Raw genomic sequence first — 16,323 nt, 5'->3', positions numbered from 1 at the left:
CGGGCGGATGGAGCCCGGCCGGCGGGCATCGCGTTCGAGCCGCCAGGGCTGATGCCGGCTCAGAACGCGACGCGAACGCCACCCTTGGCGGTGCCGGTGCGGCTCTGGTCGGACATCATCATGCCCTCGACCGCGCCGAACACGGACAAATTGGCCCCGGTGCGGTAGTCGAAGCCGAGGCCGGCCACCGCGCCGATGAATGCGCCTCGCGTCGCACCGGTGCAGAGTTGCTGCACCGAAGCGGCGCTCACGCCTGGTCCCAGCCCCGCTTCTCCGCGCATTCCGACCAGACCGGGGCGCGATAGATTTCGCGGCCGCTGTTGTCCCTGACGCGGATCCAGGCGTCGCGGTCACGCAGATCATCACGCCAGACGAACAGATGGTTTGCCATCTCGTTGGCCACCACGAATGTCGCTTCCGCACATTCGAACACCATGCCGCCCGGGTCGATCTTCACGATGTTGCCGACCAGGAGGTCGAAAAAGAAACGGCGCATTCAATACTCCGGCTGCGGATGCCGCACGCAACGCTTGGGTCATGGCTTCGCAATCAAGGATCATGTCGGACCCCTGTCTGCTGGCTGAAATCGGCAGTTGGCTGCAATTCAGTCGCGCGCGGTCACGACATTTCGCCGCTCCTGATGTCGCTCGGCGTCGCGTTATAGGTCCGCCGGAAACAGCGGTTGAAATAAGAGAGATCGCCGAAGCCGACGTCGTAGGCGATCGAGCTCACCGTTCGCTCGGCGTATCCGGGCTCCCGCAGCATGCGATGCGCGCGCTTGACGCGTTGTTCGATCAGGAATGAGGAGAACGTCTTGCCGTCGGCCTCGAACAGGCGCTGCAGATAGCGCGGCGTCACGCCGAGTTCCTGGGCGACCGAGGCCACCGACAGATCCTGCCGCCAGCAATTGTTGGCGATGGAGACTTTCGCCTTCTGGAGCCGCGCCGCCTTGACGCCACGCCGTCCGGCCAGCTCCCGCGCTTCACCGGTGGCACCGAGGACGAGCGCCAGTAGATCGTGCAGATGCCCGACCCCGAGCTGCCGCAGCAAAGGCGTCACGAACGCCTTCTCCCGCACCAGCGTTACCGCGTAGTCGACCAGCAGCCTCAATCCGGCGGAGCTTTCCGGCATGACGCGCATTACGGCATCGTCGACGTCCACGATCATCGGCGCCAGCACGCGCCTCGGCACGCGCAGCGAGAAGCAGCTTCCCAGCGACAGCCGCTCGAACGTCGTGACGTCCTCCGCGCTCGTCAGCACCGCCTCCCCTGCATGAAGCCTCAGATCGTGCCCCCGCTCGGATATGCCGAGAACGCCGGACCTGTTCACGATCAGGGCGAGGCTGTCGTCGCCATCGGCCACCAGTTGCTTGGTGCGAATGACCCGCGCTCCGCACAGGCCCCCGATCAACAACTGGGCTTCGGGCAAGACATGAGAGGTGAAGCTCGCCGCGGCCGGCTTTCCATCCCTTGCCTCGACCTCCGCCTTCAGCACCCCGCGGCAATAGAAATCGCGGAGCAACGGGATGCGCTCGTTTTCGGGAATTTCGTTCGTTGAAACATTGAGAACGGAAAAATCAACCATGCTGCTCACTGCAATCTCTCCAGCCGACGAGCAGACCGGCCACACGCTGTCGTTTCCTCAGACGCGCGTTCGGTGCCGTTGTGGCAAGCTTCGCGGCGCTCGCTGCTCTTCAATCATCCGAAGCGCGATATACGAAAGTCCTGAATGACTCGCGTCCTGCATTCGGATGACCCGCGAGCGCCGATCATCACAATGGATTGAGAACGCGGCACGTAACATCGAGGCATGTGAAATGAATCACGCGGCGCCGTCATCGCCGCTCGTTCGCCGCGCGAACGGCACGGCAAAGCCGGCGGCGATCTTCACCAGATCAGCCTGCCTGCCGGCGCCCGTCTTCTCGAACAGGCGACCGAGATGCGTCTTCACCGTCGTCTCGGCGATGCCGAGTTTTGCGGCGATGTCGGGGACACCGCCGATCTCGATGATCGCCATCAGCACGCGCAATTCGGACGGCGTCAGCCTGAAGGCTGCGGCGATCGCGTCGACTGCGAGCAGCGGCAGCATGGAAGCTCTTTGAACGAAGAGCATCGTGGCTGCAATGTCCCGCGGCAGGCTGCGATCCCGCTTCAGCGGAAAAGCATGGAGCAAATAATGCTGCCCATCGGCCGACGTCGCAAGTTCGATCTGACGACGAGCCGCGGAATGTGTGCCTTCATCGAATTCGCACAGGCCGCGGAATATTTTGTCGGTTCGGGTGTTGCGGGCCACGATCCGGTCGCCGACGATCGCAAGCAGATTGGCATCGGCGAACAACTGACGGCATGCCGCATTGGCATGGACGACCCGGCCGTCCGCGTCGAGCAGGCAGATCGCCGTGTTCAATCCGTCGAGGACGTCGGCAAGGTCGTCCACCGTGTGCGAGCGCGCCCTGATCTGCCGGCCCATGATCTGCGACCGATGGATGTGCGGAGCAAGCAGCCGCATGCGCTCGCGCATCGCCTCGTCGACGGTTCCGCGGGAGCGATGGCGCAACACCTGCAGGATCGTGGTGCGCGCGGCCGTCTTCTCGAGCGCGACGGTCGCAAGGTCTATCGCCCCTTGCGGCTCCACCCACTCGCGGTGGAAGCTCGTCTCGAGGAAGTCCGCATGGGGCATGATGTCGGTCACGCCGATCGTCTGTTCGGGCGCGAGGGTGAGATGACGGTCGAGCAGAGGATCGAGCTCCACATACCGGTCGCGATAAAGCTGACGGAAGCGGGCGTCGGTTCCAAAATGCTGGTGAATCTCGATCGAAAGCCGCGCTGAGTCCCTGGACAGGATCATCGCGGCGCAACCACCGACGAACTGCGAAACCTGCTCCAACGCGCCGCTGCGCAAGGCGGGGTCAACCGCCGCGTCGTAGATCTCGCCGATCAGAGACGAGAACCGATTTGCCTGATGGGTCGTCATCGGACGGACGACGCCATCAGCGTGCGGCCCGTCCGGGACGGAGAGCCCGCGATCCGGGAACTGACGGAGAAGACGGGCCGGTCAATTGCCGCCTTCGACGAGGAAAAAACTTTGCAGCCAGATGCTGGAATATCGAACATCGTCCTTGCGTAACGTCAACCGCAGGGTGCGGCTTGGACTGTTTCGCCAAAGACTAGGATAAATGCGAACAGCGCGCGGACTGTGTGCGATGAGTCACGCGCCGGTTCGCTGCCACCCACTTCGTTGCCGACGTCCTGCCGCTTTCACGGCCGGCAGCGGCAACTTATTTCCGGTTCTCCTCGCAGAACTTCAACGCCGCCAGCGCTTCGCCGGCACGCGGTACCTGCATCTCGATACTGTCGTCGTCATCGTCCTCGAAATCGAGCGTCAGGCGCCTCGCCTTCGACAGGCGGTCCATCATCGACTGGTCGTACTCGAAGATGCCGCGCACGGTGGTCTTGTCCATGACCTCCCACTTCGCCTTCTTCATGATGTCCGCATCATCAGTGCCGACATCGGCCCGAAGGATCTCGCCGACATTCTCCCATTCCCAGCCATCGTAGATCATCACGATCACGATCGCCTTCTCGGAATAGGTGATCACGATGACGTAGTCGCGGTTCTCGTCATCCTTGTCCTTGTAGCCGCGGCTTGCATTGCAATGCGTGTCCTGCGTGCGCTTTTCGATGGTCCAGTCGCCGACCCTGGATTGTTGCGCATGCGCCGGCCCGGCGCTTAAGGCGCCCGTCGCGATCAGCAAAGCGGCAAGAAGGAATCGTTTCATGTCAGCCTCCAGCGCGTTCCCCGGGCCGAGATGACCACCTCCGCGGGAGGGCCGCAAGGGCTTACCCGGGACAGAACGGCGGCGCCTGTGCCTATCCTCGTCGCGGCACGATCGCGATGGGGGTGAAGGTGTAAACCTCCTCGCCGCTCTGGTTGAACATGGTCCATTTCACCAGCGCGATACCCTGCGGCTTCGACTTCGAGGGCGTCAGGCTCATGACCTCCCCAACCAGATGCAGGCGGTCATTGGGCCGTACCGGCATCGTCCAGCGCAGGCCGTCGACGCCGGCGCCGATCAGCGGGTGCGGGCCGAATGGGCGGGTCTGGATCGCGAGGTTCATGGCAATCGCCGCGGTGTGCCATCCCGATGCAGCAAGGCCCTTGAACAGGGTCGCCTTGGCCGCCTCGTGGTCGAGATGCATCGGCTGGGGATCGAACTCGGCCGCGAAGCGCTTGATGTCGGCTTCGGTGACCACGACCTCGGGGGACCTAAACCGCATTCCGATCGCCAGATCATCGAACCATTCGACCTGCGCCATGATTTTGCCTCGCAATGTCTTGCGCCGCCTTCGAAGAGGCGGCCAAAGGGCTCCAGCAATAGCGGGACCGCAGCGCACAAAACCGGCCCCGAGGTTCCCCGCGAAACCCCTTTCCCGAGGCGACGAAACACCGCTGAAACAGATCGCCGCTTAAGTCGTTGTCAAAATAAATACAGGGACGGCTACCATGCAATTCCTTCTCAACCTGATCTACGACTATTCCTGCTGCCGCAACCTCGTTGCCCATTCACTACGGGAGGACGAGCTATGATCGAGCTGATCTCGGGCCTGCTCGCCCTTTGCAGCGCCGGTGTCTTCGCGGCGCACGCGCTGGACGCCTACCGCACCACGCACCACTAACCACCGACCGCTTCGCTGTTTCAGCCGCTAGAAAGGCCGCCGGTAGAAGTGCTCCGAATGCGTTGCCGGCGGAAACCGGTTGGCGAGAGAGAGCGCGCCTGTCTCATCCGTCTCGAGCGCGATCTTCTGCGCCAGCATGACGTCGCCCGGCACCAGGAAGCCTGACGGGACGAAGCACCATCCCATCGTCGCGCGGCCTTCGCCGTCGATTTCGTGGACATTGGCGGCGGTGCCGTAGTGAATGCGGTAGGTCTTGCCGGTGTCGCATCCGATGACGTCGAAATACCGGTGCTCTTCGAATTGGGCGCGCTGTGCGGGCGAGAGCCAATCGAAGAGCAGCCGGCGACCACGGGCATCCGGCGTGTTCTCGCCGAAGAAGCGCCGGTACAGTTCACGCAGCGCATGCAGACGCGCACGCGCCGGCGCGCGGAGCCAAACCGCCGTAATCATGAGCAGCTCAGATCAACCGCCGACCAGGCGGGGATAGAACAGCGTTTCCTGCGCGGTCGGGTCGAACGATCTGATACGAGTGACTTCGCCGGGTCCGTTGCGAAGGGCCGCGGTGAAGCCGGCTCCGGTCAGCTCCCGAAAGCGCCGTTCGGCTCGCGCCAGCGCTTCGGCATTGCCAGGATCAAACTCGTGGCGCGTATCGCCAGTCTGGTCCATCACGATCTGGGTTGCCATGTTGAGTCTCCTCATGCCCAGCCCTGAATCTGATCAAAGCAAACCTCGTGCCCTCGGTTCCTGATGGCAACAACTTTCTCATGCCGGCCCATCACGCCTTGCTGAGCAAGAGCGTTTTCGAGCGAAGTGGACGGGTTTTCGTCAGCGCGAGGCCGCCGCTCCGCCGCCCTCGTCGATCTGCCGGCCCATCAGCGCGATCGCCTTCTGATAAACACCGGCCGCATTCCAGGCCTCGATGGCGGCGAAATTCGGCTCGCCCGGCTGGTAACCGGCTCCTGCTTTCCAGCCATGACCTTTGAGGAAATTCGCCGTCGAGTTCAGCGCGTTGGCGGCCACCTCGAGGTTGCCGGTGCCATAGGCCAGGATGTTCTTGGGCATGAACTGGGTCTGGCCGACCTCGCCATGCATGGAGCCGCGGGTCGCCCCCGACAGCGTGCCGCGGTCGACCAGCTTCAAGGCCGCGTAGAGCTGGTCGGTGAAGAATTCAGGACGCCGGCAGTCATAGGCCAGGGTTGCGATCGACGACAGCATGTTCTGGTTGCCGCGCTGGCTGCCGAAACCGGTCTCCATGCCCCAGATCGCGATCAGCGGGCCGGGCGGGACGCCATAGCGTTGCTGGATGGAGGCGAACAAGGCAGCCTGCGACTGCTTGAGCTGGCGCCCCTTGGCGACGATAGTGGTGGCGCCGCGCTTGGCGAGAAACTGGTCGAGCGTCAGCGAAAAGCTGCGCTGGCCGCGGTCGGCCGCGATGGTGGCACTGGCGTAGTTGGTCTGCATCAGCGCCGAGAGCGCGGTCTGGCCGATGCCCTTGCCTTGCGCCTCCGCGCTGAACTCGCGCTTCCAGGCCTCGAACCCGCCCGGCCCGTTGCCGCAGGTGGCGGCCTCGGCGCGGGGCGCCAGAGAGAGCACCAGCGCTGTGGCGCCGATCATGGCCGTCGCAACGGTCCTGCCCTTGGTCATTCCTCTTATCCTCTCCTCAAATACGCGACCGGCTCGCGCGAGCGCATGATCCTACGTCGGCTTTGATCGCTCAAGCCCTGCGGAGCGCAACGGGCGCCTTGACATCCGGGCGGATCACCGCCCTTCGCCACGGCCGAGCAGGAAATCCACCATGATCCCCTGGTGCTGCTCCTACATGTCCGTGCCGGTCCCGGTCACGCAGCCGGCCTTTCGGGCCGCCGCGATAAAGGGCGAGATTTCGGGCTTGGTGATGACGCAGCCGCAATAGGCCGAGGGCGCAAGCCGAGCGACATCGACCGGCGGCGGATCGCCTTCTTTCATCCCTGCCGGTGTCGCATTGGCGACAAATTCAAAGCCGGTGGGATCCGTGGTGCCGGCCCGCACTAGCGCCTTGCCGAGCCCGTTGAGTTGCCCGATCAGCGCGTCGCGGCGCTCAGTTGCGCTATCGTGAATGGCGAGCTCGCTCACGCCGGCCTCCACGAGCGCGAGCGCGATGGCCGAGCCCGCGCCGCCAGCGCCGATGAGCAGCGCCCGCAGGCCCGCAGGGTTGACCCCTTTCGCCCGCGCGGCACCGACGAAGCCAAGGCCGTCGACCATGTCGCCATGCCATGCGCCGTCGGCGCGCCGGCGCATGAGGTTGACGCTGCGCAGGAAGTGAGCGCGCTCCGTCGCACTCGTGCAAGCCTGGTAGCAGGTGAATTTGTGCGGGATGGTCACGACGAGGCCGTCGAGATTCTTCAGGCGCGGTGCCAATGAGAGGAAATCCGGCAGATCCGCGACCGAGACCTGAACCGGAACGAGAATGCCGTCATGGCCGCGGGCCGCGAAGGCTGCGGTCGCGCCTGCGGGCGAGCGCACCTGGGCGATGGGATCGCCGACGATGACATAGAGGCGCGTGGCGCCCGTGGGTGGCGGGATCATGCCGCTCAAGCCGACAACGGAGAGCCGCCTGCCTCCGCCGCGGTCCCATAGGTCAACTCCAGTCCGTCCAGATTGCCCTCCTTCCGCCATTTGTCGAGCAGCCGCAGGAACGCCACCGGCCCGCGCCAATATTGGCTGTTTCTTGCCGCGATCGGATCGAACACGCCCTCGTTGTTGTAGTAACCGGGCGTGCATTCGGCGAGATAGGTCTGGCGGCCGAGCGCGGCCTTGACGACCTCCTCGACCCAGGCGTTTTCCGCGGCCAGCGTCGGCTCCAGCGTTCGGGCTTTGCGCTTGCGCGCTTCGGCGATCACATAGGCGATGTGCTGCGACTGCTCGTCGATGATGTGCGGGAAGTTGGCGCTCTGGCCAGCCTGCACCGTAACGATCAGGAAGCAGTTCGGAAAGCCGCGGCTGTAGAATCCATGCATCGTCTTGACGCCGCCCTGCCAGCGCTCGGTCAGGCTCATGCCGTCGCGGCCGTAGACCTCGAAGCCCATGCGGCGGGCGTAATCGGTGCCGACCTCGAAGCCGCTGGCATAGATCAGGCAGTCGAGCTCGTAAGCCTTGCCGCCAGCCACGACGGCGTTCTCGGTGATGCGCTCGACGCCCTGCCCTTTGGTGTCGACGAGATGCACACTGGGACGATTGAAGACATCGAGATATTCGTCGTGGAAGCACGGCCGCTTGCAGAACGCCTTGTACCAGGGCTTGAGCGCGTCCGCGGTCGCCGTGTCCTTGACCACCGCATCGACGCGGGCGCGGATCTCCTCCATCTTGCGGTAATCGGCCTGCTCGATGACTTTCAGCGCCTCTTCCATCGAGGTCACCGGCTGCGGCTGACGGCGCGGCGCCAGCAGGATCTCGCCGAGCAGGCCGGTCCAGCCGTCCTGCACCAGGTCCCGTTCGACCGGCTCGCCGGAGATCACGGCGGTGAAATTGTCCATGCGCTCGCGCTGCCAGCCGGGCCTGAGGCTCTGCGCCCAGTCTTGATCCGTCGACCGGTCGTCGCGCACGCCGATCGCCGACGGTGTGCGCTGGAAGACGTAGAGCTCCTTCGCAGCGCGGCCGAGATCCGGCACGCATTGCACGGCGGTGGCACCGGTGCCGATGATGCCGACGCGCTTGTCGGCAAGGCCGGTTAGTCCACCATCCGCATTGCCGCCAGTGTAGCCGTAGTCCCAACGACTGGTATGGAAGCTGTGACCCTTGAAGGTCTCGATGCCTGGAATGCCCGGCAGCTTCGGTCTGCTGAGCGGACCTCCGGCGAGAATGACGAAGCGCGCACGGATGCGATCGCCCCGATCGGTCTCGACCAGCCAACGCGCCTCCTGCTCCTGCCATGCCATCCGCGAGATGACGGTCTGAAACAGCGCGCGGTCGTAGAGGCCGAAATGGCGGCCGATGCGGCGGGAGTGCTCGTAGATTTCCGGCGCGCGCGCATATTTGCGCACCGGCATGTAGCCGGTCTCTTCCAGCAGCGGCAGATAGATGTAGCTCTCGGTATCGCAGGCGGCGCCAGGATAGCGATTCCAGTACCAGGTGCCGCCGAAGTCGGCAGCCTTTTCCACGATGCGGAAATCATCGATGCCGGCTTCGCGCAAACGCGCGGCACAGAGAAGCCCGCCAAAGCCGCCACCAACGACGAGCACTTCAGTCTCTTCACTGACAGCTGCGCGCGCAAATCCGGGATCGGCCCAGGGGTCGTCGAGGTAGCGGCCGAATTCCCCTGTTACCTCGACATACTGGGCCTTGCCCTCGGCACGCAAACGGCGGTCGCGCTCGTCGCGATAGCGCGCGCGGAGGGCTGCAATATCGACGGTAGGTTCGCCGGCTGCACCGGTCTTGTGTCTTTCCGCTGACATGCATTTCCTCCACGGAGAACGCTGCTTCGCCGGCAGCTCGGATCAGTTAGCCCTGAAAAAGTGACGCATGCAATCGCGTCCAATGTTTTTTGCGTGAACGCCGCGCGACGTTCCGCTAACCTCACGCGCAAATCACAAGCACAACGCCACGCAACGACGTGGCCGTGGAGGAGACCATGCAGGGATTGATGATGGACATGCCGCTTCTGATCAGCGGCCTGATCCAGTATGCCGCGGACTATCACGGCGAGGCCGAGATCGTCGCGCGCGAGATCGAAGGCGACATCCATCGCTACACCTATGCCGACGCCCATCCGCGCATCAAGCGCATGGCGCTGGCGCTGAAGCGGCTCGGCATGAATCCCGGCGATCGCGTCGGCACGCTGGCCTGGAATACGCATCGTCATTTCGAGATGTTCTATGCCGCGCCGGGCATGGGCTATGTGCTGCACACCGTCAACCCGCGACTGTTTCCCGAGCAGCTCATCTACATCATCAACCACGCCGAAGACCGCCTGCTGTTCATCGACCGCGCCACGCTGCCGCTGGTCGAGGCGATCGCGCCGCAGCTCAAGACGATCGAAGCCTATGTCGTGATGTCGTCGCGCGAGCGGATGCCCGAAACCAAGCTCGCCAACGTGCATTGCTACGAGGAGCTTCTGGAAAAAGAGAACGACGCCGGCTTCGTCTGGCCGGAGTTCGACGAAAAGTCCGCCTCGACCATCTGCTACACCTCAGGCACGACGGGCAATCCCAAGGGCGTGATCTATTCGCACCGCGCCGCGATCCTGCAGACCATGACGTGCTGCAATTTCGACTTCCTGCCGGGGCATGTCGAAGGCGTGCGCGAGGTGATGATGCCGATGGCGCCGCTGTTCCACGGCAATGGCTGGAACATGCCGTTCACCGCCCCCTATACCGGCTCGAAGCTGGTGCTGCCCGGCCGCAACTACGAGCCCGACAAGCTCTACGAATTGCTCGAAGGCGAGAAGGTGACGCTGTCGGCGGGCGTGCCGAGCTTCTGGCTGATCCTGCTCGACTGGCTGGGGCGCACCGGCAACAAATTCTCCACGCTGCGGGCAACGCTGTCGTCGGGCTCGGCGCCGCCGCGCGCGATGGTCGAGAAGCTGAAGCGCGACTACAATATCGACTACATCCAGGCCTGGGGCATGACCGAGGCCCTGGGCTGCTCCATGCCGGGCTTGCGGCCGGGCTCGGAGCACCTCACCGAGAAGGAGAAGTTCGACCGGCGCCAGGTCTCCGGCCGCGCCTGTTTCGGTACAGCTCTTCGCATCGTCGACGACAGCGGCGTCGAGCTGCCACGCGACGGCAAGTCCGTCGGCCATTTGCGCGCCCGCGGTCCCTGGGTCGCCTCCGGCTACATGAAGTTGGAGGAAGGCCTCGACCGCGACGGCTGGCTGATCACCGGCGACATGGCGGTGATCGACCCGCAGGGCCACGTCACGCTCACCGACCGCTCCAAGGACGTGATCAAGTCCGGCGGCGAATGGATCTCCTCGATCCAGCTCGAGGACGTCGCCTTGTCTCACCCCGATGTGCTTCAGGCAGCCGTGGTCGCGATCAACCATGAGAAATGGCAGGAGCGTCCCCTCCTCCTCGTCGTCCGCAAGAAGGGCGCGACCGTCGACGGCAAGACGCTGCTCGACCACATGCGCCCGAAGGTCGCGAGCTGGTGGATGCCGGACGCCGTCGAATTCCTCGACGAATTCCCGATGACGGGGACCGGCAAGGTGTTGAAATCGGCTCTGCGCGAGAAGTTCAGGGAGTATCGCGTCGCATGAACGGCACGCGATCACATGCGGGCCGTTCCGTATCCGATCGTCTTCATCTTTTGGTGGATTTGGGGGCGATATAGCGAAACGTCGCTAATCGCTCATCGAGGACATCATGGCGTTTTCCGGATTGGGCCTGCATCTCGGCAATCTGTCGCGCCTGTCGAACGCGCAGACGCGTTCGATCAGCCCCGAGAACTTCACCGGCGAGAAGGGCAAGGGCGGCATGTCCGTCGATGGCCCCGCCGCCCGCCAGGCGCGCGATCTCGGACAGGGCTGGAAGGTCTCGCCCTATGTCGTCATCGAACCGGGCACGACCTTCGCGCTCGGCGACATCGCCGGGCAAGGCGCGATCCAGCAGATCTGGATGACGCTGGCGCGCGGACGGCTGCGGCATTCGATCCTGCGCATCTACTGGGACGACCAAACGCTGCCGAGCGTCGAGTGCCCGGCCGGCGATTTCTTCGCCTGCGGATGGGAGGAGTTCGCGCAGGTGTCCTCCCTCGCGGTCTGCGTCAATCCCGGCCGCGCCTTCAACTGCTATTGGGAGATGCCGTTTCGCAAGCGCGCGCGCGTCACGCTGGAGAACCGCAGCGAGGAGCAACTCACCGTCTACTACCAGATCAACTACACCCTGACCGACGTGCCGGAGGATTGCGCCTACTTCCATGCCCAGTTCCGCCGCACCAACCCGCTGCCTTACAAGGCGGTCTATACCATCCTCGACGGCATCAGCGGCGCGGGCCACTATGTCGGCACCTACATGGCCTGGGGCGTCAACAACAACGGCTGGTGGGGAGAAGGCGAAATCAAGTTCTACATCGACGGCGACGGTGACTTCCCGACGATCTGCGGCACCGGCACCGAGGACTATTTCTGCGGTGCCTATAATTTCGATCCCTATGTCGCCCATTCCGGCCAGGGCCAGCAATCGCGCTACCAGGAATTCACCACGCCCTATGCCGGCCTGCCCCAGGTGATCCGCCCCGACGGCGTCTACAAATCGCAGCAACGCTTCGGCATGTATCGCTGGCACATCCCCGATCCCGTGCGCTTCCGCTCCGATCTGCGCGTGACGATCCAGGCGCTGGGCTGGTTGCCGGGCACCAAGGAAGCCAAATACCTTCCGCTGCAGGACGATATCGCCTCCGTCGCGTTCTGGTATCAGACCCTGCCGACGGCGCCTTTCCCGAAACTGCCCGGCCCGGATTATCTCGAAATCGGCTGATCCTGCCGCCGATCAATCAAGGAGACCAGAGATGCTCTACCCGATGTCGCCAAAAGTCGTCGAGCTCAAGCGCAAGCTCAAGAGCTTCATGGACCGGCACATCTACCCGAACGAGGAGCGCTTCTATCGCGAGGCGGAAGAGCTGGGACCCTGGAAGGTCTATCCGGTCGTCGAGGAGTTGAAGCCGCTCGCGCGTGCGGAAGGTCTCTGGAATCTGTTCCTGCCGGAGTCCGGCCATGGCGCAGGCCTGACCAATCTCGAATATGCCCCGCTCTGCGAGGTGATGGGCCGATCGCATCTGGCGCCCGAAGTGTTCAACTGCTCGGCGCCCGATACCGGCAACATGGAAGTGCTGGAGCGCTACGGTTCGGAGAAGGACAAGGAGCGCTGGCTGAAGCCGCTGCTCGCAGGTGAAATCCGCTCCTGCTTCGCCATGACGGAGCCTGCGGTCGCCTCATCCGATGCGACCAACATCGAGAGTTCGATCCTGCGCGATGGCGACCATTACGTCATCAACGGCCGTAAATGGTATACGACCAATGCGACCGACCCGCGCTGCAAGATCTGCATCTTCATGGGCAAGACCGATCCCGACAATCCGGACCGCCACAAGCAGCAATCGATGATCCTGGTGCCGATGGACACGCCTGGCATCGAGGTGAAACGTCCCCTGCCCGTGTTCGGCTTCTACGGCGTGCCTGACCGGGCGTCCGAAGTCATCTTCACCAATGTGCGGGTCCCCAAGGAGAACATGCTGCTCGGCGAAGGCCGTGGCTTCGAGATCGCACAGGGCCGCCTGGGGCCCGGCCGCATCCATCACTGCATGCGGCTGATCGGCCTTGCCGAACGCACGCTGGAGAAGATGTGCCGCCGCGTGCGCAGCCGCGTCGCCTTCGGCAAGCCGGTCTCCGAACAGACGGTGACGCAAGAGCGCATTGCAGAATCCCGCATCATGATCGAGCAGGCCCGGCTGCTCACGCTGAACGCGGCCTACGCGATGGACACGGTCGGCAACAAGGTCGCGAAGGCCGAGATCGCGATGATCAAGGTCGCCGTGCCCAACATGGCCTGCCAGATCATCGACTGGGCGATCCAGGCCCATGGCGGCGGCGGCACCTCGAACGATTTCGGCTTGACCCAGGCCTATGCCACCGCGCGTTTGCTGCGGCTTGCCGATGGACCGGATGAGGTCCACCGGAACCAGATCGCCCGGTTCGAGCTGAAGAAATATTCGAACGCTTAGAGCGCTTACTCACCGAGAGCACGGTGCGATCTTCCCTTCTCCCCTTGTGGGAGAAGGTGGCGCGAAGCGCCGGATGAGGGGTCTGCATCCATGGAGACAGACCCCTCACCCGAATGAACGCGCCTCAACAGCGGAGATGCCCTCTCCCACAAGGGGCCTGTTGCGTTATCGGCTTTTGTGGTTGAGGACAGCAGGAGAAGGGCCGTGGTTACGGCAATTGCCAGCCAAGTCTGTAGTGTTCGCCCTCGGCGGGCGGTTCAGGCCGCGATCGTGGCCCACCGCCTCATGTTGAAGGCGATCGAGGCGAGCAGGACCTGCCCGCTTGCCTTCATCAGACCAACGTAGCGGATGCAGGTCAGTCGCATGCGGCGTTTGAGAGTGGCGAAGGTGGTCTCGACCTGGGCTCGCCGGCGCGCGATGAGGCGGTTGTAGCGTTTGAGCCTTGGCGGCAGTTCCGGATGATGTCTGTTGGGACGGAACGCGATGCGGGGCTTTTTGCCTTCCGCTTTCAACCGGGCCCGTCTGGCATGGGTGTCGTAGGCCGCATCGGCCCACACCGCGGCTTCGTCGCCGCGGATCAAAGCATCGGCTGGTGTGGTGTCGTTGATGTTGGCAGGCGTGGTCAACACCGCGCGGATCAGGCCGGACCCCTCGTCGACCCCCACATGCGCCTTGTAACCGAAGGTCGAGCCGCTCTTGCCCTGCCGCTTGGTGAAGCGGGCGTCGGGATCGTTTGAGGGGCGATCCTCCCTCGGAGGAGCTGACACCGCCTGGATCAAGGTTGCATCCAGCATCGTGCCGCGCTTGAGGATGACGCCGGCATTCTCAAGCTGGCGATCCAGTTCGCCAAACAGCTTCTCCAGCAGGCCTTGTTCAACGAGCTGGTTCCGGAAGCGGTTCAGGACCGTATGATCGGGCGCGGCATCCTCGAGGCTCAAACCAACGAAGCGCTTGAATGACAACCGGTCGCCCAGCGCCTCCTCCAGTTCGCGCTCCGAAAGACCGTAGAGCGACTGCAGCAGCACCGCGCGAAACAGCACCAGCACCGGATAGCCTGGACGACCGGGGCTCCCTTCATCCCGCAAATGGCCGATCAGCTTCTCGAACCGGTACCACTTGACCAGGCCAGCCAACCGATCCAGCGCCGCATTGGCGCCGGCGCCCTTCGGCATCAGCGCTTCTACAAAGCTCGGCTGTCCTGTCCGCTTCACCGCCATCGATACCTCCAAGGCTTTGCCCTAGGGAATCACAACTGGCGGATTACGCAACAGGCCCACAAGGGGAGAGGGCACAATAATGGGCAGCGCGAAGCCCGCGATCTGCTGGCGCCTCGGCGCCCTCGCCTCAGTTCGCCAGATACACGTCCGGATCGGCGCTCCAGCTCGGCTTCTTGAAGGCGTTGCGCAGGGCAGGCGACATCGGGACGTTGTAGTTGAGGCCGTTCGGCGGCGTCGGGGACTGCAGCCATTTCTTGTAGAGCACCTCGATCTCCGGGCTTGCATAGAGCTCCGCAGTCGCGCGGTCGGCGAGCGCCTTGAACGGCGCATCCTCCCGCCGCAGCATGATGCCGTAAGGCTCCGGCTTGGAGAACGCCTCCTCGCTGATCATGAAGGCTTGCGGCTCCTTCGAGCGCGCGATCGCGACCGCGAGCTGCACGTCGTCGAGTGCGTAGGCCTGGGCGCGGTCGGTTTCCAAGAGCAGGAAGGCTTCGGCCTGATCCTTCGCCGGCATCAGACTGATGCCGAGATTGCGTTCCGTATTGACCTTGGCGAGCTGCGTCAGGTTGACCGAGCCGGCGACCGCCGTGACCGCCTTGCCCTTGAGATCGTCGATGGTGTTGATCTTTGCGGCCTTCTTGGCGGCGAACCGCGTCGCACTGAGGAAATGCGTGTTGGTGAAGGCGACCTGCTTCTGGCGGTCGGCGTTGTTGGTGGTCGCCGAGCAGTGCAGGTCGAGCGTGCCGTTCACCATCAAGGGGATCCGGTTCGACGAGGTCACGGCGAGCGTGTCGACGACGATGTCGGGCATGCCCAGCTGTTTCTTCACGACGTCGACGATCTTGAGGCAGATGTCCATGGCGAAGCCGACCGGCTTCTGGTTGCCGTCAAGATAGCTGAACGGGACCGAGGCTTCCTGATAGCCCAGGGTGATCTTTTTGGTCTCCTTGACCTTCTGGAGCGTGCCCGACAGATCTTCGGCTGAAGCTGCGCCCGCAAGACATGTCAGGGCCAGGATAACGGTGGGTAGACGCATCGGCTGCTCCTAAAGGGGGCTCGCGCCTCCATCCCGGGCGCAATCGCGGGATTTGATAGCGCAGGCGCAGGCCAGCCGCCAGACGGGCTCGCGCCTATCAGCTATCGCAGCTTTCGATATGACGAGCGGCCGTTCGGCTCCGCCTTTGCCGAGACGAATATTACGCGTCGATGCCGCGTTGGACCAGGATGCGTTCGGCGCTATCGTTCCAGACATCCATCTTGGTGATCTTGCCGTTGCGCACCACGAAGCGGTCGACGTAACGGTTGCCCTCGAACGAAGTGCCGTCCTTCCATTCGCCGTAGAGGGTGCCGACGCTGTAAACCACGGTCTCGCCGTCGCCGGGGCAGACATCGAACCGGTCCATCCTCTTCTTGACCCAGCGGTAGCGCTTGGCGTTGAATCCGGTCGGGCCGCGCGGATGATCGAACTCGCGCCCGCCGGTGAAGGTGATCACGGTGCCCGGCGCCATATAGGCGGCCGCAGCGTCGGGATCGGGGATCATCGATGCCGTGAGATAGGCCTCCACGATCGCGGCATCGGACAATTGAGCAGTTTCGGCTTTGGCGGCAACGGACATGGCAGGCTCTCCCGGATTCGCGGAATATTACCGCCACTGTCGCCGAATCCATGCATATATTTTGAACATCTGCCTCGCTACACTGCCGACAATCTGGAGCCGCCGATCCCGGCTGATTGC

17 protein-coding genes are annotated in these 16,323 nt (G+C 63.8%); 3 read left to right on the top strand and 14 right to left on the bottom strand.

Annotated elements, in window-relative coordinates:
* Window positions 1-59 precede the first annotated feature (59 nt).
* The 11 genes from GGD66_RS00680 to GGD66_RS00630 form a co-directional block, all read right to left on the bottom strand.
* The gene (locus GGD66_RS00680; RefSeq protein WP_183256616.1) at window positions 60-251 is read right to left on the bottom strand and encodes a hypothetical protein; all 192 of its coding nucleotides are present in this window, start codon (window positions 249-251) and stop codon (window positions 60-62) included.
* Window positions 248-496 (bottom strand): DUF6894 family protein, encoded by a 249-nt coding sequence (locus tag GGD66_RS00675; RefSeq protein WP_092252538.1) that lies wholly within the window; start codon window positions 494-496, stop codon window positions 248-250. Before GGD66_RS00675 ends, GGD66_RS00680 begins: the two co-directional genes overlap by 4 nt.
* Window positions 497-618: 122 nt before the next feature.
* Window positions 619-1,584 carry an AraC family transcriptional regulator gene (locus GGD66_RS00670; RefSeq protein ID WP_177236939.1) on the bottom strand — a complete coding sequence of 322 codons (966 nt, stop codon included), beginning with the start codon at window positions 1,582-1,584 and terminating at the stop codon, window positions 619-621.
* 237 nt (window positions 1,585-1,821) lie between these two features.
* Entirely contained in the window at window positions 1,822-2,973 is a 1,152-nt protein-coding gene (locus GGD66_RS00665) for a LuxR C-terminal-related transcriptional regulator (protein ID WP_183256615.1), read from the bottom strand.
* A gap of 304 nt (window positions 2,974-3,277) precedes the next feature.
* Window positions 3,278-3,778: a hypothetical protein gene (locus GGD66_RS00660; protein ID WP_183231885.1), complete on the bottom strand. Its 501-nt coding sequence runs from the start codon at window positions 3,776-3,778 to the stop codon at window positions 3,278-3,280.
* A 91-nt stretch (window positions 3,779-3,869) separates the two neighbouring features.
* Window positions 3,870-4,316, bottom strand: coding sequence for a MaoC family dehydratase (locus tag GGD66_RS00655; RefSeq protein ID WP_018319786.1), 447 nt, complete (start codon window positions 4,314-4,316; stop codon window positions 3,870-3,872).
* A 387-nt stretch (window positions 4,317-4,703) separates the two neighbouring features.
* Window positions 4,704-5,126 (bottom strand): hypothetical protein, encoded by a 423-nt coding sequence (locus GGD66_RS00650; RefSeq protein ID WP_018319784.1) that lies wholly within the window; start codon window positions 5,124-5,126, stop codon window positions 4,704-4,706.
* A 12-nt stretch (window positions 5,127-5,138) separates the two neighbouring features.
* Window positions 5,139-5,360 (bottom strand): hypothetical protein, encoded by a 222-nt coding sequence (locus GGD66_RS00645; protein ID WP_018319783.1) that lies wholly within the window; start codon window positions 5,358-5,360, stop codon window positions 5,139-5,141.
* Window positions 5,361-5,501: 141 nt separating this feature from the next.
* On the bottom strand, window positions 5,502-6,320 hold the full coding sequence (locus tag GGD66_RS00640; protein ID WP_018319782.1) for a lytic transglycosylase domain-containing protein: 819 nt from the start codon (window positions 6,318-6,320) through the stop codon (window positions 5,502-5,504).
* 171 nt (window positions 6,321-6,491) lie between these two features.
* Window positions 6,492-7,241 (bottom strand): shikimate dehydrogenase, encoded by a 750-nt coding sequence (locus GGD66_RS00635; RefSeq protein WP_183256614.1) that lies wholly within the window; start codon window positions 7,239-7,241, stop codon window positions 6,492-6,494.
* Window positions 7,242-7,246: 5 nt separating this feature from the next.
* A complete protein-coding gene (locus GGD66_RS00630) occupies window positions 7,247-9,106 on the bottom strand; it encodes an NAD(P)/FAD-dependent oxidoreductase (protein WP_183256613.1) in 1,860 nt (619 codons plus the stop codon).
* Window positions 9,107-9,282: 176 nt separating this feature from the next.
* Here GGD66_RS00630 and GGD66_RS00625 point away from each other — a divergent pair, with 176 nt between their 5' ends.
* From GGD66_RS00625 to GGD66_RS00615, 3 genes are all read left to right on the top strand, one after another.
* On the top strand, window positions 9,283-10,908 hold the full coding sequence (locus GGD66_RS00625) for a long-chain fatty acid--CoA ligase (RefSeq protein ID WP_183256612.1): 1,626 nt from the start codon (window positions 9,283-9,285) through the stop codon (window positions 10,906-10,908).
* Window positions 10,909-11,014: 106 nt separating this feature from the next.
* Window positions 11,015-12,127, top strand: coding sequence for a glycoside hydrolase family 172 protein (locus tag GGD66_RS00620; RefSeq protein ID WP_092252524.1), 1,113 nt, complete (start codon window positions 11,015-11,017; stop codon window positions 12,125-12,127).
* Window positions 12,128-12,158: 31 nt separating this feature from the next.
* Window positions 12,159-13,370, top strand: a complete 1,212-nt coding sequence (locus tag GGD66_RS00615) for an acyl-CoA dehydrogenase family protein (RefSeq protein ID WP_183256611.1) — start codon at window positions 12,159-12,161, stop codon at window positions 13,368-13,370.
* A 257-nt stretch (window positions 13,371-13,627) separates the two neighbouring features.
* Here the strand turns inward: GGD66_RS00615 and GGD66_RS00610 are convergent, their stop codons facing one another.
* The 3 genes from GGD66_RS00610 to GGD66_RS00600 all read right to left on the bottom strand — a co-directional run bounded on the left by GGD66_RS00610 (window position 13,628) and on the right by GGD66_RS00600 (window position 16,203).
* Window positions 13,628-14,587, bottom strand: coding sequence for an IS5 family transposase (locus GGD66_RS00610; RefSeq protein ID WP_183256610.1), 960 nt, complete (start codon window positions 14,585-14,587; stop codon window positions 13,628-13,630).
* Window positions 14,588-14,714: 127 nt separating this feature from the next.
* Window positions 14,715-15,623: an amino acid ABC transporter substrate-binding protein gene (locus tag GGD66_RS00605; protein ID WP_018321001.1), complete on the bottom strand. Its 909-nt coding sequence runs from the start codon at window positions 15,621-15,623 to the stop codon at window positions 14,715-14,717.
* A gap of 160 nt (window positions 15,624-15,783) precedes the next feature.
* On the bottom strand, window positions 15,784-16,203 hold the full coding sequence (locus GGD66_RS00600; protein WP_183256609.1) for a nuclear transport factor 2 family protein: 420 nt from the start codon (window positions 16,201-16,203) through the stop codon (window positions 15,784-15,786).
* Window positions 16,204-16,323: the final 120 nt, after the last annotated feature.

The organism is Bradyrhizobium sp. CIR48, from assembly GCF_014198315.1.
Taxonomy (GTDB): Bacteria; Pseudomonadota; Alphaproteobacteria; order Rhizobiales; family Xanthobacteraceae; genus Bradyrhizobium.
The sequence above is the reverse complement of the archived record's forward strand: the minus strand, read 5'-3'. Positions and strand labels throughout refer to the sequence as shown.

What these genes read in the sequence shown, in the direction of transcription:
- GGD66_RS00675 (WP_092252538.1), bottom strand. Translation starts at nt 496, where the DNA reads ATGCGCCGTTTCTTTTTCGACCTCCTGGTCGGCAACATCGTGAAGATC.
- GGD66_RS00670 (WP_177236939.1), bottom strand. Translation starts at nt 1,584, where the DNA reads ATGGTTGATTTTTCCGTTCTCAATGTTTCAACGAACGAAATTCCCGAA.
- GGD66_RS00665 (WP_183256615.1), bottom strand. Translation starts at nt 2,973, where the DNA reads ATGACGACCCATCAGGCAAATCGGTTCTCGTCTCTGATCGGCGAGATC.
- GGD66_RS00660 (WP_183231885.1), bottom strand. Translation starts at nt 3,778, where the DNA reads ATGAAACGATTCCTTCTTGCCGCTTTGCTGATCGCGACGGGCGCCTTA.
- GGD66_RS00655 (WP_018319786.1), bottom strand. Translation starts at nt 4,316, where the DNA reads ATGGCGCAGGTCGAATGGTTCGATGATCTGGCGATCGGAATGCGGTTT.
- GGD66_RS00650 (WP_018319784.1), bottom strand. Translation starts at nt 5,126, where the DNA reads ATGATTACGGCGGTTTGGCTCCGCGCGCCGGCGCGTGCGCGTCTGCAT.
- GGD66_RS00645 (WP_018319783.1), bottom strand. Translation starts at nt 5,360, where the DNA reads ATGGCAACCCAGATCGTGATGGACCAGACTGGCGATACGCGCCACGAG.
- GGD66_RS00640 (WP_018319782.1), bottom strand. Translation starts at nt 6,320, where the DNA reads ATGACCAAGGGCAGGACCGTTGCGACGGCCATGATCGGCGCCACAGCG.
- GGD66_RS00635 (WP_183256614.1), bottom strand. Translation starts at nt 7,241, where the DNA reads ATGATCCCGCCACCCACGGGCGCCACGCGCCTCTATGTCATCGTCGGC.
- GGD66_RS00630 (WP_183256613.1), bottom strand. Translation starts at nt 9,106, where the DNA reads ATGTCAGCGGAAAGACACAAGACCGGTGCAGCCGGCGAACCTACCGTC.
- GGD66_RS00625 (WP_183256612.1), top strand. Translation starts at nt 9,283, where the DNA reads ATGCAGGGATTGATGATGGACATGCCGCTTCTGATCAGCGGCCTGATC.
- GGD66_RS00620 (WP_092252524.1), top strand. Translation starts at nt 11,015, where the DNA reads ATGGCGTTTTCCGGATTGGGCCTGCATCTCGGCAATCTGTCGCGCCTG.
- GGD66_RS00615 (WP_183256611.1), top strand. Translation starts at nt 12,159, where the DNA reads ATGCTCTACCCGATGTCGCCAAAAGTCGTCGAGCTCAAGCGCAAGCTC.
- GGD66_RS00610 (WP_183256610.1), bottom strand. Translation starts at nt 14,587, where the DNA reads ATGGCGGTGAAGCGGACAGGACAGCCGAGCTTTGTAGAAGCGCTGATG.
- GGD66_RS00605 (WP_018321001.1), bottom strand. Translation starts at nt 15,623, where the DNA reads ATGCGTCTACCCACCGTTATCCTGGCCCTGACATGTCTTGCGGGCGCA.
- GGD66_RS00600 (WP_183256609.1), bottom strand. Translation starts at nt 16,203, where the DNA reads ATGTCCGTTGCCGCCAAAGCCGAAACTGCTCAATTGTCCGATGCCGCG.